Here is a 20,041-nt window from a genome sequence, read left to right as displayed (position 1 = left end):
AAACCATGGCAATTCGCCGGGCCAAGCAGAAGGCTCAGGTCATCGAGAAGCTGTCCCAGGTGGCGCCGCCCGGGGAGACCTTCATCGCCTGCGTGCACGTGGAGACCGGGCCGAGCCCGTGGCTCAACGCGATCTTCGACGAGGTCCCGGGCCTGGGCCTGCTCGTCGCGCTGACCCGGCGGTTCTACTTCCTCACCCTCACCAGCAGCTCGGTGGTGGTCAACGTGGCCAGCCGCTGGACCAACCGCCCGGGCGAGGTGGTGGCGGTCTTCCCGCGGCACGCCTTCCCGGTCAGCCGGGTCAAGCGGGCCACCATCTGGAGCTCGATGTACCTCCAGCTGCCCACCGACAGCAAGCCGAAGCGGCTGAACATCCACCGCTACTGGCGCAACGAGATGGACCAGCTCGCGGCGGCCTTCCCGCCCGGGGCGATGGCGGACGGCTCGGTGCCGCCCACCGCGCCGGACCCGCTGGGCCGGCCCCTCATGCCGCAGGGCGTCCAGCCGCCGTTCCCGGGCCAGCAGCCGCCCGCCGGGCAGCCGTTCCCGCCGCAGGCGCCCGCCCAGCCCTTCCCGGGTCAGCAGCCGCCCGCCGCTCAGCCGTTCCCGGGTCAGCAGCCGCCCGCCGCTCAGCCGTTCCCGGGTCAGCAGCCGCCCGCCGCTCAGCCGTTCCCGGCCCAGCAGCCGCCCGCCGGGCAGAACCCGTACGGCGGCGCCCAGCCGTCCTACCCGGGCGCGCCGGCCCAGCAGCCGAGCCACCCGAGCTACGCCCCGCACCCCGACCAGCTCTGACCCCACCCCCGTACGGCGCCCGCCCCGGCACCCGGGGCGGGCGCAGTACGGTGGGCGGCGTGAACGATCTCGCCATCCGCGAGCTGCGGATCCTGGTCGCCGTCGAGCACCGGGGCAGCTTCACCGCCGCCGCCGAGGCGCTCGGCCTGACCCAGTCCGCCGTCTCACACGCCGTCAGCGCCTGTGAGCGCAAGATCGGCGCGGTCCTCTTCGACCGCGGCCGGCACGGCGCCCGTCCCACCCCCGCCGGGGAGCGCGCCGCCGCGCACGCCCGCCGGATCCTGCGGCTGCTCGACGCGCTGCCCGCCGAGGCGCGCGGCGCGAGCACCGGGGCGGTCGGCGGACCGCTGCGGATCGCCGCCTTCCGCAGCGCCGCCGTGCACCTGCTGCCCACGGTGCTCACCCGCCTGCGGGCGGCCCACCCGGCCCTGGCCCCCGAGGTGCGGATCGTCCCCGAGGTCGGGCCCGGCACCGCCGGCGAGGTCCACGCCGGGCGGGCCGACCTCGGCATCGCGACCCTGAGCGGCAACTACCGGCTGCCGGAGGGGCTGGTCGCGGGCGAGCTGTTCGAGGAGGAGTACTCGCTGGTCCACCCCGTCGGGCGGGTCGACCCGCGCTCGCTGCCGCTGATCGACTGGGCGGAGAACTGCTCCTCCTACACCCGCACCTGGTGGTCCCGGCAGGACTGGCTCCCGGCCGCCCGGCTCGACGCCGGCGAGGACAGCGTGGTGCTCTCGATGGTCGCGCGCGGGATGGGCATGGCGATCATGCCGCGCCTGGCCGTGCTGGACGCCCCCGCCACCGTCGCGCTCACCGACCTGGGCCCCGAGCGCCCGACCCGCACGGTCGGCTACGTCACCACCCCGGAGCTGGCCGGCACGCTGGCCGTGCGCGCCCTGATCCGCGAGCTGCGCGGCGCCGCCCTGCTGCCCGCCCTGCCGGCCCCGCCCGAACCGATTGGACGGGTCCCCCGTGCGTCGGTTCTACTCGATGGCCCGGCCCACCCCGAATAGAGGACCTTCGTGACCGAGCCCACCGCCCTGACCGGCGACTGCGCCAGCTGCTTCGGCCTGTGCTGCGTTGCGCTGCCCTTCACGGCCTCGGCGGACTTCGCGATCACCAAGGAGGCCGGCAAGCCCTGCCGCAACCTGGACACCGAGTTCCGCTGCGGCATCCACACCCGGCTGCGGGAGAAGGGCTTCACCGGCTGCACGGTCTACGACTGCTTCGGCGCCGGCCAGCAGGTCTCCCAGGTCACCTTCGGCGGCACCGACTGGCGCACGGCCCCGCAGACGGCGCGCGAGATGTTCGACGTCTTCCCGGTCGTGCGCCAGCTGCGCGAACTGCTCTGGTACCTCGACCAGGCGCTCGCCGCCGCCCCGGCCGCCCGGCTGCACCCCGCGCTGGGCGAGCTGCGGGCCGAGACCACCGCGCTGACCGCCGCCGCCCCCGCCGAGCTGCTCGCTCTCGACGTCCCCGCCCACCGCCAGCGGGTCAACACCCTGCTGCTCCAGGCCGGCGACCTGGTCCGGGCCACCATCCCCGGCAAGAAGCGCGACCGCCGCGGCGCGGACCTGATCGGTGCCAAGCTCGCGAAGGCCCAGCTCGCCGGTGCCACCCTGCGCGGCACCTACCTGATCGCCGCCGACCTCACCGGCGCCGACCTGCGCTGCACCGACCTGATCGGCGCCGACCTGCGCGACGCCCGGCTCCACGGCGCCGACCTCACCGGCGCCATCTTCCTCACCCAGCCCCAGCTCACCGCCGCCCGGGGCGACGCCGCCACCAAGCTCCCCACCGGCCTGACCCGCCCGTCCCACTGGTGACTCCCACCCCGTCACCCCCTCCCGCCGCAGGCCCGCCCGGGAGCAGAATGACGGGGTGACAGATCGCGAAGACCTCCCCACCGCCCAGGCCTGGTCCGCGCTCGGCGGTGCACCGGAGCTGACGAGCGGCGTGCGCTACCAGCGTGCGCCCGGGGTGCTGGAGAGCCGACTGCCGGTGCGGGAGTTCGCCGGCGCCACGGTCGGGGTCTGCTCGCTGGCGGCGGCCGAGCTGCTGGCGGAGCGCAACGGCGGGCCGCGGCCGGCCGTGACGGTGGACGAGGCGGCGGTGGCCCCGGCCTTCGTCAGCGAGCGGCACCTGCGGATCGAGGGGCGGGCGCCGACCAGCTTCGCGCCGCTCTCCGGGTTCTGGCGCACCGCCGACGGGTGGGTCCGCACGCACGCCAACTACCCGCACCACCGCGAGCGCCTGCTGGCCGCGCTCGGCCGCGGGCCCGACACCGGCCCCGAGCAGCTCGCCGCCGAGCTCGCGGGGCGCTCGGCGCTGGAGGTGCAGGAGAGCGCGTACGCCGCCGGCGCACTGGCGGTGGCGGTGCGGCCGGCCGAGCCGACCGAGCACCCGCTGGTCGAGCGCACCGCGCGCGGCAGCGGCGAGCGCCGGCTCGCCCCCGCCGCGCTGCCCGCCGCCGGGGTGCGGGTGCTGGACCTCACCCGGGTCATCGCCGGCCCCGTCGCCACCCGCACGCTGGCGCTGCTCGGCGCCGACGTGCTGCGCGTCGACTCCCCGCGGCTGCCGGAGAGCGAGGACGCCCACGCCGACACCGGGTTCGGCAAGCGCTCGACCCTGCTCGACGCCTCCGTGCCCGCCGACCGGGCCGTGCTGCGCGAGCTGGTCGCCACCGCCGACGTGCTGGTCACCGGCTACCGCCCGGGGGCGCTCGACCGCTACGGGCTGGCGCCCGCCGACCTGCCGCCCCACCTGGTGGTGGCCCAGCTCTGCGCCTGGGGCCGGCACGGGCCCTGGGCCGGGCGCCGCGGCTTCGACAGCCTGGTGCAGGCCGGCTGCGGGATCGCGCTGATCGAGGCCGGGCCGGACGGGCGCCCCGGCGTGCTGCCCGCCCAGGCGCTCGACCACGGCACCGGCTACCTGCTGGCAGCCGGTGTACTGCGGGCGCTGACCGAGCGCCAGCGCACCGGCGCCGGGACGCTGCTGCGCCACTCGCTGGCCGGCGCCGCCCAGTGGCTGCTCGGCCTGCCCGCGTCCACGCCCGAGCCCGGGGCCGCCGCCGCCGCGCCGGGCGCGCACCCGCACCTGGCCGAGACCCCCGGCCCGTACGGCCTGCTCCGGCACGCCCGGCCCCCGATCGGCTACGCCGGCGCCCCGGGCACCTGGTCCGCGGGCCCGACCCGCTGGGGCACCGACGCCCCGGCCTGGACCACCGGCTCCTGAAGCTCGGTCACCCACTGCCCAGGGTCGTCCGGGCACTCCAGGTAGAGCTCCCGGGCGAACCCGGCCGAGTGCCACCCGTTGGCGTCGATCCAGCGGGCCAGCGTCTGCGCGGTCCCGAGCACCTCGTCCATCGCGCCGCGGTGCACGATGGTGGCGGCGGCCGGCAGTGCGGGCAGGTCGGTGATCGCGAACCCGGCCGGGTGCCGCGGCAGCGTGGCCGGGGCGCTCACCGGGAACGCCGCGTGCACCAGCACGGCCTCCGAACCGTCCCCGGCCGGCTCGTAGTAGGCGATGGTCGGCCCGGCCGGGGGCAGCCCGGACTCGGCCACCCGCCGGCACAGCTCGTCGAAGAGCGGCCCGATGACCGGGGTGATGTGCTCCGGCTCGTAGCCGGCGGCCACGGCCTGCAGCTCGGCCACCCGGACCGCCGGGATCGGCTTGACCACCACGTCGTCGTTCTGCATGTGTCCCTCGCTCGCGATCGTTCGGAGCCTCGCCTCGACCTGGGTCAGCCGGGCGGTCGCCGCCGCCACCGTCTCGGCCAGTTCGGCCCGGCGCAGCCGCAGCATCCCGCGCAGTTCCTCGGTGTCCACCCGCTCGTCCAGGATCGACTGGACCTGCTGGAGGGTGAAGCCGAGTTCCTTGAGCGCGATCACCCGGTTCAGCCGGGCGAGCTGCTCGGCGCGGTAGAAGCGGTAGCCGCTGACCGGGTCGACCTGTGCGGGGCGCAGCAGCCCGATGGCGTCGTAGTGACGCAGCATGCGGACCGAGACCCGGCCGTGCCGGGCGAAGTCTCCAATGGTGAACATGATGGCTCCACTCCAGCGCCTGACACGGTGTGAGGGTCAACCTACGAGCTGCCCCCGAAACGCGATGGATCGTTTCCTCCGGAGCAGGACGCGATAGGTCGTCTTGACGTGCCCGGGGCTGATCCGTCCTCAGCAGCACCGGGCCGGGCGCGGGTCGACCCGGCCCGGTGCGTACGCTCCCCGGATGAGCGAGAACCCTCCCGCGCCGGGTGCGGTCGCCACCGAGCGGCTCGACCTGCGCCCGGTGCACCTGGACGACCTCGACGCGCTGCACACGATCAACCGCGACCCCGAGGTGTGGCGTCATCAACCCGCGGGCCGGCACACCGGGATCGCGCAGACCAGGGACTGGATCGAGCGGGCGGCGGCGCGCTGGGAGGAGGAGGGGAGCGGCTACTGGACGGCGCGGCTGCGCACCACCGGGGAGGTGGTCGGCGTCGGCGGCGTGCAGGTCCAGGGCCGCGGGCACTGGAACCTCTACTACCGCCTGGCGCCCGCGCACTGGGGCCACGGCTACGCCACCGAGCTGTCCCGGGCAGCGATCGATGCGGCCCACCGGCGGCGGCCCGAACTGCCGGTCTTCGCCTGGATCCACGCGCACAACACCGGTTCGCGCGCGGTTGCGCAGCGGCTCGGACTCATCGACCACGGCCTGCGACTCGACCCGTTCCTGCGCGAACTCCTCCATCTCCACGCCGACCGCCCGCAGCCCGAGGAGCGCCTGACCGGGCCAAACTGAGAGTCAGCTGGGAGTTTCAACCCCACTTTCTGCAAAAGCAGTTCGTCCGATATTCTCCGTCGAAATCTCCGTCGGCCCGGGGTGGGTCTCCAGCGGCCCGACGGCACACGATCGCGTTCCGGACGGCTTCTGGTGGGGGCTCCCCATGGGCGCGGCATTCTGATGATGAGGTGCACACACCCATGCGTCGTTCTCTCGCTCTGGCCGCGGTCGGCACCCTTGCCTCCTCCGCGGTGCTGACGGGTGCTCCGGCCGCGCTGGCGGCTGCCCCCTTCAGCGCGCCCTTCTCCGCCCACCTCGCGCTGCCGGCGATCCTGGCGACCAGCCCCACGCCCTCGGCCACCCCGGCCACGGGCGACGACCAGGCGGTGCCGGCCGCGGTCCGACCGCGCCTGGAGGTCCAGGGCCTGCGCGACCGGATCACCGCGGGCGCGGCGCCGACCGAGTTCACCGTCGAGCTGACCAACCCCTCCAAGAGCGACCTGGTCTTCTACCCGGCGCTGCGGGTGAACGACAAGGCCGGCGACTTCGACACCACCGCGCTCACCGTCGACTACCGCCGCGGTCAGCAGGACTGGCAGCCGAGCACCGTCCCGACCTACCTGAACACGCTGCGGCTGCTCGGGCCGCTGGACCAGAACGGGGCGCCCGCGCCGGGCGCGCTGATCTTCGTCAAGGCGGGCCGGTCGGTCTCGATCAAGGTCCGGCTCGGGCTGCCGGCGGACAACCCGACCGGGCCGGCGTTCGCGCAGTTCGTCTCCTACTGGGCGCCGGTGGACGCGCAGCGGCAGCCGACCCAGGCGGGGGAGATGTCGGCGAGCCGTCCCTCGTACTTCTGCGTGGTGTCGCCCGGCACCCCGAAGCCCTCGCACAGCCCGACCGGGAGCGCCTCGCCCACGGTCGAGCCGTCCTCCTCGCCGACGGTGCCAGCCACCCCCAGCGCCTCGCCGTCCAGCCCGGCCACGCCGCCGGCCTCGCCCTCCGCGCCGTCCACCTCCGCCTCGCCGTCCCCGTCCACCTCCGCCTCGCCGTCCCCGTCCGGCTCCGCGAGCCCCTCGCCCAGCCCGTCGCAGACCCCGGCCCCGACGCCGAGCACCGGCGCGTCCGCCACGCCGACGCCGAGCGCCACCCCGAGCCGGTCCGCCACGCCGGCCCCGAGCGCCAGCGCGACCGCCACCCCCGCGCCGTCCACCCCGGCACCCGCGAGCGCGCTGCCCGGCGGCCCCTCCTCCTCCCCTTCCTCTTCCTCCTCCGACGACACCGTGACCCCCTTCCCGGTCCAGCCGCCGGCCGCCGCCGTCCTGCCGATCCCGGCCACCGCCGTGCAGCAGGCCCAGGCCAGCGCCGCCGCGGACGAGAAGAGCCTGGCCTTCACCGGCGGTGGTGGCGACGCCGTGCCGATCGCCGTCACGGGCGCCACGGTCTTCGCGCTCGGTGTCGGCACCCTGGTGCTGCTGCGCCGCCGCAAGGGCGGTGCGCGGCACGCCTGACCTGTTCGGTCCGTTGACCGGACCGGTGGTCCACACCTCCTGGGTCCGTCCGAGCGGTTGAGCGGACGGGCCCAGGAGCGCTGTGCGCGGAACTCGGAAGACCCGGTTGTTCCACCTGATCGCATAGGATGACCGGCCGAAGGGGCCGGTGTGGGGAAGAGGAACAGGTGCGCCGAGCAAGCGCGGATGACGAAGCAACCGACTACGGGTCGAACACCGGCCGTATCGCGAGCCTTCCTGTCCGTAGACACCACGTGCTGCTGGTGGCGTGGACGGTCATCTGGTTCCTGATCGTCGAGCCCAGCGGCGGCTTCTCGTGGCACTACCTGCGCGAGGGCGAGCAGCTGCTCTTCAGCGGCGGCAACGGCGGCGGCCTCTCCCTCTACGCGCACCACCCCGAACTGCAGATCGGCCCGGTGAGCCTGATGGCCGCCCGGCTCTTCGCGCCGTTCCCCGCGAACGTCGGACAGGTGCTGGCCGAGGGCACGATGTCCGCGCTCGGCCTGATCATGCTGGTCCTGGTCGGGCGCACCGCGGCCTGGTACTACCGGGGCACCGGCACCAACCACCGCCGGCTCCAGCAGCGGATCCTGATCGCGGGCCTGGCCTTCATCCCGATGTGGGTCGAGGTCTCGGTGCGCTTCGCGCACATGGACGACGTGCTGGCGCTCTTCTTCACGATGCTCGCGGTGCACGCGCTGGCCCGGAACAAGCCGGCCGCGGTCGGCATCTACCTGGCCCTGGCGGTCGACTCCAAGCCCTGGGCGATCTCCTTCCTCCCGCTGATCCTGGCGCTGCCCAAGGCGTCGTGGAAGCGCTCCTTCCTCTGGTGCGTCGGGCTGATCGCGGTGGCCTGGCTGCCGTTCTACCTGAGCAACCTGGGCTCGCTGTCGGCCGCCAAGTTCACCATCCCGAACCAGCCCGCCTCCTCGCTGCGCTGGCTCGGCGTCTCGGACCCCTCCACCCCCTGGTGGGACCGCCCCGCGCAGTTCGCCGTCGGGATGGGCCTGGGCACCCTGGCGGTGCGCCGCGGGCGCTGGCCGGCCGTGGTGCTGGTCGGGGCCAACGCCCGGATCCTGCTCGACCCGAGCGTCTACACCTACTACACGGCCTCCATCCTGCTCGGCACGCTGCTCTGGGACGCGGTCGGCCAGCGCCGCCTGGTGCCCTGGTGGAGCTGGATCGCGCTGGCCTCGCTCTACGGCGGCACGCTGCTGATCCCCTCGGACTCCACCAAGGGCATGATCCGGCTGGCCTTCGTGGTGATCTCCACGGCCTATGTGCTGCTCTGGCCCACCAAGCAGCCGCGGCGGGGCCGCGGCAGCGGCGGGCGCGGTTCCGGCGGGCGCCGGGCGGGCGGTCGCGCCGAGCAGCCCGCGGCGCTGTCGAGCGAGCAGCAGGGCGGCATCCCGGCCCCGGCCGGCACCGGCGGGCGCCGGGCCCGCAACCGGGGCAGTGTGCCGCCCCCGGTCGGCGGGTCCCGCACCCCGGCCACCATGGGCGGCTGATCCGGGGCTGATCCGCCGCTGATCCGCAGCCGGTCGGCCCGGCGCGGCGAGGGGGCGGTGGCGGGATCTTGGCGGTCGTGGTCGTCCACGCCACTGTCGGCGGTGGTGGTCCGCGGCGGAGGATCGGGGCACCGCCCAGCAGCCAGCCCCGCCGAGGAGCCGACCGTGACCACCGCCCCCAGCCCCGCCGCCCCCGCTCCCGCCCCCGCGCACACCGCGAGCAGTGCCGCCCCCGCCCCCTCGCCGGTCAGCGCGATCCCGGCGCTCTCCCCGGAGCGGGCCTTCGCCTTCTTCGCCGAGCGGCTGGGCTGCCAGGCCGACCCGGCCGACGTCTGGTACGCGATGCGGGACGGCAGGCAGGACTTCACCCTCCTCGACGTGCGGATCGAGGGCGCCCACCGCAGGACCCACCTGCCCGGTGCGATCAGCCTCCCGCTGGCGGAGATCACCCCCGAGCGGGTGGCCGAGCTGCCCGCGGGCCTGCTGGTGGTCTACTGCTGGGGCCCGGCCTGCAACGGCTCGACGAAGGCCGGGATGAAGCTCGCCGCGCTCGGCCGCGAGGTCAAGGAGATGATCGGCGGTCTGGAGTACTGGATCCGCGAGGGCTGGCCGACCGAGGGCCGCCGGCCGGTCGACCCGAAGAGCGCCACTCCCGCCGACCTCGGCCTCGTCTGCTGACCGGCCCTCGCCGACCGGGTCAGGCCGCTCCGCTGCCGAACGAGCGCCGGTAGGCGGTGGGCGAGGTCCGCATGGTGCGCCCGAAGTGGTGCCGGTAGGTCGCCGCGCTCTCGAAGCCGACCGCCGCGGCGATCTCCTCCACCGTCCCGTCCAGCGACTCCAGCAGCGGCAGACTGGCCGCGATGCGCTGGGTGATCACCCAGCGCATCGGGCTGGTCCCGTTCCGGGCGGTGAAGTGCCGCAGGTAGGAGCGGTCCGACATGCGCGCGGCCCGGGCCAGCAGCGAGATGCTCAGCGGCGCGGAGAGGTGGTCCAGCGCCCACTGCATGCTGCGCGCCACCCCGTCCTCGGCCGCCTCCACCGGCGGCACCGCGGCCTGGATGAACTGCGCCTGTCCGCCGTCCCGGTGCGGCGGGACCACGAAGCGGCGGGCCACCGTGTTGGCCACCCTGGCGCCGTGGTCGGTGCGGACCAGGTGCAGGCAGAGGTCGATGCCGGCGGCGCTGCCCGCGCTGGTGAGCAGGTCCCCGTGGTCCACGTAGAGCACGTCGGGGTTGACCGTCACCGCCGGGTGGCGCTGCTGCAGCAGCTCGGCGTACCGCCAGTGCGTGGTGGCCTCCTTGCCGTCCAGCAGCCCCGCCGCGGCCAGCGCGAAGGCGCCCGAGCAGATCGAGACGATCCGCGCCCCGCGTTCGTGCGCGGTGCGCAGCGCCGCCACCAGCGCGGGGGAGACCTCGCCGGTGAAGGCGTTCGGCACGCCCGCCACGATCACGGTGTCGGCCGCCGCCAGCTCGTCCAGCCCGTGCTGGGCGGTCAGCAGGAACCCGCCCATGGCGCCGAGCGGCCGCCCGGGCTGCTCGGCGCAGACCTTCAGGCCGTACCAGGGGGCGGCGAGCAGTCCGGCCAGTTCGGGCCTGGCCAGCGCGAAGACCTCGACGACCACCCCGAGCTCGAAGGGCGCCATGCCCTCGAACGCGTACACCGCCACCGTGTGCACCGGCTCGGGCCGCCGTCCGATCGCCACCGGGACCGGTTGCGCTCCACTCCGCTCGGTCATGGACCCCCCTGTGCGCCGTGCCGAAACTGCTGGCGAGTGTAGTGGCGGGGGTGCCGCGAGCGGATCAGCGGCCGGTCCGCCGCCGGTCCGGACCGAGGCGGATCACGGGTGACCGGAGCCGATCGGAAAATTTTCGAAGTCACCTGCAACCCCCCGCGGGGATGGACGTCTATCAGGGTGGGAGCAAGGGAGCGGGACCGGCCGGGCCGGACCGCGTCAGCCGCTCCCGTCGATCCCACCGCCACCAGCACCACCGCCATGCCCAGGGGGGCCGCGTCATGCGCATGTCCGCTATCAACCGATTCACGGTGATTGTCACGGCAGACGAGGGCTCCGGTGACACCTCCTGGATCCGCCGCCTGGCCTGACCTGCCGCCAGGGGAGCGGCCGGGGGGTGCCACAATTCCGTCGTTCATGATCTTGAAATCAGCTTTGACGGCCGTCGCCGTCTCGGGGGAAAGCAGACCGTACATGTCCTTGGCCATGGCACCGAGCCTGCCCGCCGCAGTCCCCGTCCGGGGACTGCGGGGCCGGCGTTCGCCGGGTGTCCTGAAACTGCTGTTCGGCGCGCTCGGCACCTCCCCGGGCGAGGTGCCCGCGGGCGCGGAGCCGAGGGACGGCCAGGCGCCGCCGGCTGCCCGCCGGGCCGGGTTCCGGCTGCTGCGCGGCGGTCGCGCGGAGGACGAGGAGCGGCCGACGGTGACCGACCTCTACCACGCGCACCGGCTCGGCCTGGTCCGGCTGGCCGTGCTCCTGGTGGACCGTCAGGACGTAGCGGAGGACGTGGTCCAGGAGGCCTTCGCGGCGCTCTTCCAGAAGCACGGCGAGCGCCTGGACGACCTGGACAACGCGCTCGGCTACCTGCGCACCTCGGTGGTGAACGGCGCCCGCTCGGTGCTGCGCCGCCGCAAGACCGCGCGCGAGTACGTGCCGCCGCACGAGGCGGACGCCCCCTCGGCCGAGGACCACGCCGTCCTGAACGACGAGCACCGCCGCGTGGTGCTCGCCCTGCAGGAGTTGACCGAGCGGCAGCGCGAGGTGCTGGTGCTGCGCTACTGGTCCGATCTGTCGGAGGCGCAGATCGCCGAGGCCCTCGGGCTCTCCCGAGGCGCCGTCAAGTCCACCGCGAGCCGGGCGCTGGACGCCCTGGAGAAGCAACTGGAGAAGGTCCGATGACTGATCGTCAGAAGCTTGGGCCTTCGGGGGACGGCTCCGACGGCACCCCCTTGGAGAACCTGCTGCGCGAGGCGATGAGTGCCCGCGCCGCCCAGATCACCGCGGGCAGTCTGCGTCCCGCGGCCCCGCCGGCCCGCCGCCTGCGGCGCACCCGGCCGCTCTACACCGTCGCGCTGCCGCTGGTGGGGCTGGCGGCGGCGGCCTCGATCGGCTACCTGGGCTTCCGCAGCGACACGGTGGCCGAGCACGTGGTCCCGCCGCCGGCGGCCGTGCTGCCCACCAGCGCCCCGTCCTCGGCCACGCCGTCCGCCTCCCCGTCCCCCTCGCCCTCGGACTCGCCGTCCCCCTCGCCCTCGCCGTCCACCGCCCCGGCCACACCCAGTGGCTCGGTGACCTCCGACGACGCCCCGTCCGGCACCCCCGGCACCCCCGGCGCGAACGGCGGCCAGGCGCAGAGCTCGACGACGAGCGGCAGCCCGGTGTCGAGCGACGGCCCGTCGGCCCCCGCGAGCGCCACCGGGACGCCGTACACCTTCCGGGGCGTCAGCTTCACGCTCCCGGCGGGCTGGACGGCGAAGGCCAACGGGACCCAGGTGTGCCTGGAGACCCCGGGGGCCAAGCCCGACGACACCGAATGCGAGCCGCACGGGGTGTCCATCACCGCGTACAGCACGGCGGCGGATCTCGGGCAGCCCTTCCCGGTCGTCGAGGACCAGTACTCCCCGGACGGCTGGGCGCACCAGCCGGAGTGCTACTCCTGGGACAACCCGGCCATGGGCGGACAGCAGAGCCTCACCGACTACCGGTTCCAACTGGGCGTGCTGGCAGGGCAGTCCGTCCATGAGGCCACCTGGCAGCTGAAGTGCGACACCGGCGCCACCTTCACCGCGCGCCGCTGGGACTTCCCCAAACAGCAGGTCTTCGTGTCGGCCCGGGGTCTGAGTGCGACCTACGAGAGCGGGCTGCAGAGCGTGCTCGGCAGCCTGGACGTGTCGGGCCACCCCGACCCGCTGGGATCGCAGGCGGACGCGCTCTCGGTCGCCGTCAAGGGCCTGACGCCGAGCCAGCAGCTCAACCGCGGCACCCCGTACACCTTCTCGGTCACCTGGACGAACACCAGCAGCACCACGTACGCCACGGTGCTGCCGGCCGTCGCACCCGAGATGTACGGCAGTACCAACACCGGTCCGCCCCAGGCCCAGGGGACGATGGAGCGCCAGGACGGCGGCTCCTGGACCCAGCTCGGGATGCTCTGGAGCACCGCCGACTTCGGGGGCAGCAGCACCTCGACGACGTTCTCGCTGGCTCCCGGAGCCCAGCGGACCATCACCTACCGGATGACGCTGGACCAGCACAACAACCCGGGCACGCTGGTCCTGTCGGCCGGCGCCTTCCTCCAAGGGCAGGGCGGCCAGCTGTCCCAGCTCGGCAAGTTCTCGATGCCGCTGATCATCACCGGCCCCTGACACGCGCGAGGCCCTTGGCACCCCGACCCGGGGTGCCAAGGGCCTCGCCGTCAGCGCATCAGCCGATCGGGCGGATCAGCCCGCCAGCTCGGCCATCCAGGCCTCCACCGCGTCGGCCGTGCGGGGCAGCGCGGCCGAGAGGTTCTCGTTGCCCTCGGCGGTCACCAGGATGTCGTCCTCGATCCGCACGCCGATCCCGCGGTACTCCTCGGGCACCGTCAGGTCGTCCTGCTGGAAGTAGAGGCCGGGCTCCACGGTCAGGCACACGCCCGGCTCCAGCACCGCGTCCACGTAGGACTCGCGGCGGGCGTGGGCGCAGTCGTGCACGTCCAGGCCGAGCATGTGGCCGGTGCCGTGCAGGGTCCAGCGGCGCTGCAGGCCGAGCTCCAGGACCTTCTCGACGTCGTAGACCGAGGCGTCCAGCAGGCCCCAGGCGAGCAGGTGCTCGGCCAGCACGCGCTGGGCCGCGTCGTGGAAGTCGCGGAACCGGCCGCCGGGCCGCACCGCCGCGATGCCGGCCTCCTGGGCGGCGTACACGGCGTCGTAGATCTTGCGCTGCAGCGGGTTGAACGTCCCGTTGATCGGCAGCGTGCGGGTGACGTCGGCGGTGTAGAGGGTGCTGGTCTCCACGCCGGCGTCCAGCAGCAGCAGTTCGCCGGGGCGGACCTCGCCGTCGTTGCGCACCCAGTGCAGGGTGGTGGCGTGCGGCCCCGCGGCGGCGATCGAGCCGTAGCCCACGTCGTTGCCCTCGACCCGGGCGCGGCGCCAGAAGGTGCCCTCGATCCAGCGCTCGGAGGTGGCCACGGCCTGGCTCAGCTCCCGCACCACGTCGGTGAACCCGTTGACGGTGGCGGCGCAGGCGGCGCGCAGCTGCTCGATCTCCCAGGCGTCCTTGACCAGGCGCAGGCCGCTCAGGAAGACCTTCAGCTCGTCGTCGCCCTCCTCGGTGGTGGCGACCGCGGCCTCCAGGCCGGCGTCGTAGCCGCGCACGATCCGGGTGGGCACCGAGGCGTCGGCGGCGGCCAGCTCCTCGGCGGCCTTGCGCACGTCCCGGGTGGGCAGGCCGAGCAGCTGCTCGGCCTCGGCCAGCGAGTGGCGGCGGCCGACCCACAGCTCGCCCTGGCCGTCCAGCCAGAACTCGCCGTTCTCCCGGTCGGAGCGCGGCAGCAGGTAGAGGGCCTGGTCGTGGCCGCCCTCGGCGCGGGGCTCCAGGACCAGCACGGCGTCCTGGGTCTGGTCGCCGGTGAGGTGCACGTACTCGCTGGCGGCGCGGAAGGAGTACTCGGTGTCGTTGGCCCGGGTCCGCAGGTTGCCGGCCGGGACCACCAGGCGCTGGCCGGGGAAGGCGGCCGAGAGCGCGGCCCGCCGGGCGGCGGCGTACGGGGCCTGGGCGATCGGGGCCAGGTCGCGCAGCTCGGTGTCGGCCCAGCCGGACTTCATGGACGCCGCGAGCTCGTCCGACACCTCGCCGTACAGGCCGTTCTTGCGGCCCTTGATCGGCTGGTCCGCCGTCTCCTCCTCGGCACCGGCCCCCTCGGGGTTGTCCGCCACTGCCGGAGTACGGTCCTCGGTCACGTTCGTCGCCTCCTTGCGAGTCGTCCGCCCCTCACGCGTCGGATCGCGACAGGTGCCGGGCGGCTGTGGCACCCATGGTACGGACGAGCCGCCGATCACCCGTTCGGGAGGGGCCCGGGGCCCCTCCCGAACGCCCTGCTCAGGCCCCACGGACCCCGGTCGAGCCCTAGTCGAACCGGGCCGCCAGCAGCACCAGGTCGTCGGTCGTCTCCACCGTCTCGGGTGCCGTGCCCAGGCAGTGGCCCACCAGGTGGGCGCAGAGCGCGTCGGGGTCGTGCCGCAGCTCGCGCGGGGCGTCGGCGGCGGCCTTGCGCAGGCGGGCCTGGCCGGCGTGCAGGGTGGGGCCCAGACGGCGGGCCAGGCCCTCGGTGTAGAGCAGCAGCAGGTCGCCGCGCTCGACGTTCAGCTCCACCCCCGGGGCCTCCCAGCAGCTGAGCATGCCGAGCGGGGCGGAGAGCGAGGTCTCGACGAAGTTGGCGCCGTAGCGGGTGACCAGCACCGGGGGGCAGTGCCCGGCGCCGGCCAGGGTGATCCGGCGCTCCTGCGGGTCCAGGCAGGCGTAGACGGCGGTGGCGGTGCGGGCCGGCTCGGTGGTCTTGAGCAGCAGTTCCAGGTCGCCGAGGACGGAGACCGGGTCCTCGCCCTCCAGCACGGCGTAGGCGCGCAGCGCGGCCCGGATCCGGCCCATCGCGCTGGCGGCCGCGGTGGCCGAGGCCGGACCGGCGCCCGGTCCGTCGCCGGAGACCGAGCCGACGGTCAGCCCGACCGAGCCGTCCGGCAGCGTGATGGCGTCGTACCAGTCGCTGCCCGCGGAGTGCTCCAGCCCGGCCGGCAGCCAGCGGACGGCCAGCCGCAGCCCGGGCAGGTAGGGCAGGTGGTCGGGCAGCAGGCCGCGGCGCAGCGCCTCGGTGGCCCGCTGGCCACGCTCGGCGGCCAGCCGGCCGGCCAGCAGCGGGGCCGCGAAGGCGGTGAAGCGGCGGGCCAACTCCTGCTGCAGATCAGTGGGTTGGCGTGGCTCGGGATAGAACCAGACGGCGGCGGCGAGCGGCCCCTCGGCGTCGGTGGCCAGCGGCAGCGCGAAGCAGGCGGCCAGGCCCAGGCCGGCGGCCACCTCGCGGAACCGGGGGACCAGGCCCGGCTCGGCCGCCAGGTCGGCGTGCAGCAGCTGGCGCGGCCGGGCGCCGGAGCGCAGCAGACCGGCGAACGGGCCGTGCTCGACGGGCACCGTCTCCAGCGCGCCGATCGCGGCGTGGTCCAGCCGCAGGCCGACCATCGGGCCGTGGCCGGCGTGGTCCTGCCAGCCGGCGCCGGCCAGGCCGTGGACGGCGCCGACCGGCTCGACCGGGCGCCCGGTGGCCGGATCGGTGGCCAGGTCGGCGGCTGCGTCCAGGGCCGGGGCACCGGCCGGGCCGGTGACCGCGGCCCGGTCGAACGGCAGGTGGTTCTCGCCGCTCTCCCGGGCCACCGGGACGAGCAACGCGCGGTCCGCGCCGAGCAGTTCGGCGCCCGAGTCGAGCAGGGTGGTCAGCGTGGCGGCCAGGCCGCGGGCCCGGGCCAGGCGCTCGGTGTGCCGGTGCAGCAGGTCGAGCGCCGCCAGGCGCTCCGGCGCGGGCAGCAGGTCCAGGCGCTGCGCCGGCTCCTCGGCCGGTCCGCCGCCCGGCATGCGGGCCGTCGCGCCGTCCGGCGCCGAGGGCCCGTACGACGGGTCGCCGCCGTGCACCGCCTGCGGCTGGGGCGCGGCGAGCCCCGGCAGGTCGAGCAGGGCGGCCAGCCGCCGGCCCGTCGGTTGCGGGCCCTCGGCACCGCCCGCGCTCCCGGCCGGCTCCGGTGCGCCTGCACCCTGCCGCGTGCCGGCGCCACCGGCTGCGCCACCGCTGCCGCCGTGACCGGCCCCGCTGCCGGTCCCGGACGCCGGGACTCCGCTCATGCCACCGCTCGGGCCGGCCGCGCCGGTCGGACGCCTGTCACCCATGCCGCGACTCCCAGCGCTGAGGCCGTACCCCGTGCATCCGTGCATCCGCACATCCGCCCAAAGGCCTGCCAACCCACTCCAATGCCCCACTTGTACACAGGACGGTCGGGGCGTGTCCAGGATCGGAGCCCAGCCGGGTGGCTGGGTCCGCGCCGCACCCCGCGCCCCGTGCGCGCGCCCGCGCTCCGAAACGCCGGGCGTGGCGGGCACGGTCAGCGGGCAGAAGCTGACCAGAGGCTGCCGGACCCTGCCCGGAGCGTAGGGATCCCCCCGCCCGGCGGCCGTGCTGACCACAAGTCACTCACTCGTACGGTGGAACCAGAGGGCTCGCAAGGGCGTCCATCTGGTCGCATGAGGGATTCTCGTTCCAAGGACGCGTCCGAGGGCTACCCGGGTCGGCGTCCGTCGCACAGGACGCCGAGCACACCCTGCGGCTCCCCGGGCCGCGTCAAGGTTTTGAGCCAAGTCGGCCGTGAATCCCGTCGGTCGTGAATCTGTCGGCCGTGCGATCGGTCGATCGTGAGCAGTGCCGTCGTGAGCCCAAGTCGGCTGTGAGGCCATTCGGTTGTGAGACCAGTCGGTTGTGATCCACCCGTTTGTGATCCACCCCGGTCGCGGAGAGGAACGAGTGCGCATGCGTGAGTCGCGGGAGTTGTCCGCCAGGCACCGCAGAACCCGACAGGCGCTGCTCCAGGCGGCGTTGACCTGTGCGGAGCGCTGGCGCTGGCCGGTGCTGCCAGGGGCGGTGCTGGTGGAGCGGGCCGGCGTACCCGGTGGGCTGGGCCCCGCCGGGCCCGATCCCGCCGGGCTGGACGCTGCCGGGCTGGACGCCACCGGCCTCGATCCGGCCGGGCTCGATCCCGCCGGGCCGGTCGCGATCTGCTCCTGTGCCGATCCGCACTGCCCGGTCCCCGCGGCGCACCCGCACGACCACTCGCTGCTGGCGGCCACCACCGACGCCACCATGGTGCGCTGGTGGTGGGAGCGGCACAGCCCGCAGGCGCCGGTGCTGGTGGCGACCGGGAGCGCGGTGGCGGCGGTCAGCCTGCCGGCCGCGGCGGGGCAGCGGCTGCTGGCATACCTGGACGCGCTGCGGCTCACCCCGGGGCCGGTGCTGGCCTCGCCGACCCGCTGGGCGCTGCTCGTCGCGCCCTACGGGTACCCGGAGTTGGCGGAGCTGCTGGTGGAGCAGGAGCGGACGCTGCGGCCGGGCGGCGGTCCCGGCGCGGTGCCCAGCTCGGTGCGGTACCACGGGCCCGGCGGGTTCCTGGTGCTGCCGCCCTCGCGGGTCGGCGGCCAGGGCGCGGCGATGCGGTGGGTGCGGCGGCCGGTGCCGGCGCCGGGCGGCGGGGTCTGGCTGCCGCCGGTGGCGGGACTGTTGGAGGCTCTGGTGGCGGCGGGCTCGGCAGAGCCGGACGGCAGCAGGCTCGCGTTCTGAGGGGCAGGAGGCCGGCGGGAGATGGACACCGCCGGTCACATGGAAGATCCGGCCGCTGGCGACGGGGGATGCACCAGCGGCCGGACTGCTTTAAACAGTAACAAGGATTCGCGCCTTGGCCAATTTCCTCCGCGGGTCGACCCCGGTGTTTCCGGGTTTTTGGGCCCAGATGTGACCGGAGTCACGCTCCCACGATCGGAAATGATCACCAAGCGCCATCTTCGGTCAGTTCAGCGTGACCTGACGGCTCACCAGATTCGCGCGCGCCCGGCGCTCCTCCGCGCTCAGGGGCGCGCTGACGTCGAGCGCGCCTGCCAGCCGCTCCGCGAACGCCGCTGCCGGCTTCTCGCAGTCGGCCGCCGACATCTCCAGCGGCAGGTCCCAGACCGGCACGGTCAGGCCGTGCGCGCGGAACGAGCCGACCAGCTTGGTGCCCTCGCCGATCGAGGCCTCGCCGGTGGCGGCCAGCCGGGCCAGCGCGTCGAGCAGCTGCTCCTCGGGCACCGTCATGACCCAGCGCAGGTGGTTCTTGTCGGGGGTGCCGCACCAGTAGGCGCTGTCCACCCCGGCCAGCTTCTCGGTCGGGATCGCCGAGGCGTTGGCGCGCTCCAGCGAGGCGGCGACCTCGCCGGTGGCGGCCTCGGCGTCCTCCAGCCAGAACTCGAAGCCGGTGTGCACGGCGGGCGTGAAGGGGGCGCCGAGGTCCAGCAGGTCCTGCAGGCGCGGGCCGTCGGCAGCCGCCCGGCGGGTCGGCACCGGGTTGCCGGGCTCGGTCACCAGGGCCTCGGTCAGTGCGTCGGCGAGGTCGCGGCTCAGGTCGCCGGAGGAGGACTGGGTCTGCAGGCCGAGCAGGATCGACCCGTCCGGACGGCGCAGCGCGGGCCAGGCCAGCGGCAGCACGGTGGCCAGGGTGACCGACGGCACGTCACCGGTGGCCCCGTCGGTCAGGCCGGCGACCAGCGTCAGCGGCACGGTCGCGGCGGGCACCAGCTCGCGCAGCGCCACCCAGTCGGCCTCGCCCGGCAGTCCCTCGAACGGGCGGTGCACCAGCTCCTGGACGGCGTGCGCGGCCTGCCGACCGTGACAGGCCTTGTAACGGCGGCCCGATCCGCAGGGGCAGTCCTCGCGGGCGCCGACGACGGGGACGCTGTCCGTCGTGGCGGTGCTGCGGCTCGGCTGGGACGACTTCTTGGCGGCCTTCTTGGCCATGGTGCGGCTCTCCCGGGAGTGGTGGGCACGGAATTCTCCCGGGCAGCCTACTGAGAATCGGCGGTGCTCCTGGGAGTCGCTCAGGCCGAGCGGCGCACGGGCTGCTCCGCCCGGGCCGGCAGCGCGGCCCAGACGGTCACCTCGCCCGGCGCGTCCCGCACCCCCCAGTCGGCGGCCAACTGGCCGACGATGCTCAGGCCGCGCCCGCCCTTGGCGGTCAGCGAGGGGCTGGCCGGCAGCGGCCTGGTGGTGGCGCCGCCGTCGGTGACCTCCAGGGTCAGCAGGCCGTCGTTGTGCATCTGCCAGCGCACCAGCACCCCGCCGGCCGGCTCCGCCGGCTGCCCCGCCGCCCCGCCGTGCCCCGCCGCCGGTTGCGCCGGGGTGCTGGACGAGAGCGCGGAGCCCGGCTCGTGCGCCGCCCGCGCGTGGCGGTGCGACCCGGCGCTGACCAGCAGCACCTCCAGCGCTGCGGCCTCCGCCGCGGCCTCCGCGCTTTCCGCGCGGGCCGCGGACTTCGGCATATCGGCGCCGTGAAGTCGGAATTCCTCGCTCGCCCCCCCGGCGAGATCGAGCAATGGTGCAAGCGGCCGCGCATAGCGGCAGGAATTGCTGAGCAGTTCGGAAAGGATCAGAACCGCGTCGTCGATGACGGCAGCGGGGACCTTACGGTCGCCCAGGTCACGCCGCAGCCTGCGCCGGGCAGCCCCGACACTGGCCGGGCCGTGCGGCACCGCCATAGTTGATGAAGTCGGCACTTCACGCGCCACCATCAACGCCACCCCCGGACCTCCTTCAGCGTTTGCCGAGGGATGGATGCCCCGACGGAATGCACCGGAAACGGGTTCGGTCGGTTGCGGTCCGTCAATTGTGAAGTTGTGGAAGGTGCCGCAACACGCTGT

17 protein-coding genes are annotated in these 20,041 nt (G+C 74.9%); 11 read left to right on the top strand and 6 right to left on the bottom strand.

The annotated features are described in order from the left end of the window. Positions 1-5 precede the first annotated feature (5 nt). Genes OG294_RS19770 through OG294_RS19755 form a run of 4 tightly spaced genes read left to right on the top strand, consistent with a single transcriptional unit; the run spans position 6 to position 4,025 of the window. Positions 6-791: a hypothetical protein gene (locus OG294_RS19770; protein ID WP_327067837.1), complete on the top strand. Its 786-nt coding sequence runs from the start codon at positions 6-8 to the stop codon at positions 789-791. Between the two features lie 59 nt (positions 792-850). Beyond that, on the top strand, positions 851-1,804 hold the full coding sequence (locus OG294_RS19765) for a LysR family transcriptional regulator (RefSeq protein ID WP_327067836.1): 954 nt from the start codon (positions 851-853) through the stop codon (positions 1,802-1,804). A gap of 9 nt (positions 1,805-1,813) precedes the next feature. After that, entirely contained in the window at positions 1,814-2,617 is an 804-nt protein-coding gene (locus OG294_RS19760) for a pentapeptide repeat-containing protein (protein WP_327067835.1), read from the top strand. Positions 2,618-2,672: 55 nt separating this feature from the next. After that, positions 2,673-4,025: a CoA transferase gene (locus OG294_RS19755; protein WP_327067834.1), complete on the top strand. Its 1,353-nt coding sequence runs from the start codon at positions 2,673-2,675 to the stop codon at positions 4,023-4,025. Here the strand turns inward: OG294_RS19755 and OG294_RS19750 are convergent. Beyond that, a complete protein-coding gene (locus tag OG294_RS19750; protein ID WP_327067833.1) occupies positions 3,944-4,834 on the bottom strand; it encodes a MerR family transcriptional regulator in 891 nt (296 codons plus the stop codon). The two genes, OG294_RS19755 and OG294_RS19750, sit on opposite strands and share 82 nt — an antisense overlap. A gap of 184 nt (positions 4,835-5,018) precedes the next feature. Between OG294_RS19750 and OG294_RS19745 the strand changes: the two genes are divergently transcribed. The 4 genes from OG294_RS19745 to OG294_RS19730 all read left to right on the top strand — a co-directional run bounded on the left by OG294_RS19745 (position 5,019) and on the right by OG294_RS19730 (position 9,249). Further along, positions 5,019-5,573 (top strand): GNAT family N-acetyltransferase, encoded by a 555-nt coding sequence (locus OG294_RS19745; RefSeq protein ID WP_327067832.1) that lies wholly within the window; start codon positions 5,019-5,021, stop codon positions 5,571-5,573. A 182-nt stretch (positions 5,574-5,755) separates the two neighbouring features. Then, positions 5,756-7,063, top strand: a complete 1,308-nt coding sequence (locus tag OG294_RS19740) for a hypothetical protein (protein WP_327067831.1) — start codon at positions 5,756-5,758, stop codon at positions 7,061-7,063. Between the two features lie 254 nt (positions 7,064-7,317). Continuing rightward, complete coding sequence (locus tag OG294_RS19735) at positions 7,318-8,571, top strand: hypothetical protein (RefSeq protein WP_327067830.1); 1,254 nt, start codon at positions 7,318-7,320, stop codon at positions 8,569-8,571. A 165-nt stretch (positions 8,572-8,736) separates the two neighbouring features. Further along, positions 8,737-9,249: a rhodanese-like domain-containing protein gene (locus tag OG294_RS19730; protein WP_327067829.1), complete on the top strand. Its 513-nt coding sequence runs from the start codon at positions 8,737-8,739 to the stop codon at positions 9,247-9,249. 19 nt (positions 9,250-9,268) lie between these two features. Here OG294_RS19730 and OG294_RS19725 read toward each other — a convergent pair whose 3' ends face one another. Beyond that, complete coding sequence (locus OG294_RS19725) at positions 9,269-10,246, bottom strand: DJ-1/PfpI family protein (RefSeq protein WP_442789348.1); 978 nt, start codon at positions 10,244-10,246, stop codon at positions 9,269-9,271. Positions 10,247-10,777: 531 nt separating this feature from the next. Here OG294_RS19725 and OG294_RS19720 point away from each other — a divergent pair. Both OG294_RS19720 and OG294_RS19715 read left to right on the top strand, forming a co-directional pair. Next, positions 10,778-11,482 (top strand): RNA polymerase sigma factor, encoded by a 705-nt coding sequence (locus tag OG294_RS19720; RefSeq protein WP_327067827.1) that lies wholly within the window; start codon positions 10,778-10,780, stop codon positions 11,480-11,482. Further along, complete coding sequence (locus tag OG294_RS19715) at positions 11,479-12,948, top strand: hypothetical protein (protein WP_327067826.1); 1,470 nt, start codon at positions 11,479-11,481, stop codon at positions 12,946-12,948. Before OG294_RS19720 ends, OG294_RS19715 begins: the two co-directional genes overlap by 4 nt. A gap of 75 nt (positions 12,949-13,023) precedes the next feature. On the opposite strand, the gene OG294_RS19710 is transcribed toward OG294_RS19715, so the two are convergent. Both OG294_RS19710 and OG294_RS19705 read right to left on the bottom strand, forming a co-directional pair. After that, complete coding sequence (locus OG294_RS19710) at positions 13,024-14,523, bottom strand: aminopeptidase P family protein (protein WP_327067825.1); 1,500 nt, start codon at positions 14,521-14,523, stop codon at positions 13,024-13,026. A 166-nt stretch (positions 14,524-14,689) separates the two neighbouring features. Next, on the bottom strand, positions 14,690-16,495 hold the full coding sequence (locus OG294_RS19705) for a PP2C family protein-serine/threonine phosphatase (protein ID WP_327067824.1): 1,806 nt from the start codon (positions 16,493-16,495) through the stop codon (positions 14,690-14,692). A 634-nt stretch (positions 16,496-17,129) separates the two neighbouring features. Here OG294_RS19705 and OG294_RS19700 point away from each other — a divergent pair. Beyond that, the gene (locus tag OG294_RS19700) at positions 17,130-17,933 is read left to right on the top strand and encodes a bifunctional DNA primase/polymerase (protein ID WP_327067823.1); all 804 of its coding nucleotides are present in this window, start codon (positions 17,130-17,132) and stop codon (positions 17,931-17,933) included. Between the two features lie 225 nt (positions 17,934-18,158). On the opposite strand, the gene OG294_RS19695 is transcribed toward OG294_RS19700, so the two are convergent. Together OG294_RS19695 and OG294_RS41155 are read right to left on the bottom strand one after the other, a co-directional pair. Continuing rightward, on the bottom strand, positions 18,159-19,142 hold the full coding sequence (locus OG294_RS19695) for a DUF5926 family protein (protein WP_327067822.1): 984 nt from the start codon (positions 19,140-19,142) through the stop codon (positions 18,159-18,161). Positions 19,143-19,222: 80 nt separating this feature from the next. Then, positions 19,223-19,921 (bottom strand): ATP-binding protein, encoded by a 699-nt coding sequence (locus OG294_RS41155; RefSeq protein WP_442789179.1) that lies wholly within the window; start codon positions 19,919-19,921, stop codon positions 19,223-19,225. Positions 19,922-20,041 lie beyond the last annotated feature (120 nt).

This window comes from Kitasatospora sp. NBC_01302 (assembly GCF_035976515.1).
In the GTDB taxonomy this organism is placed as follows: Bacteria; Actinomycetota; Actinomycetes; order Streptomycetales; family Streptomycetaceae; genus Kitasatospora.
The sequence above is the reverse complement of the archived record's forward strand: the minus strand, read 5'-3'. Positions and strand labels throughout refer to the sequence as shown.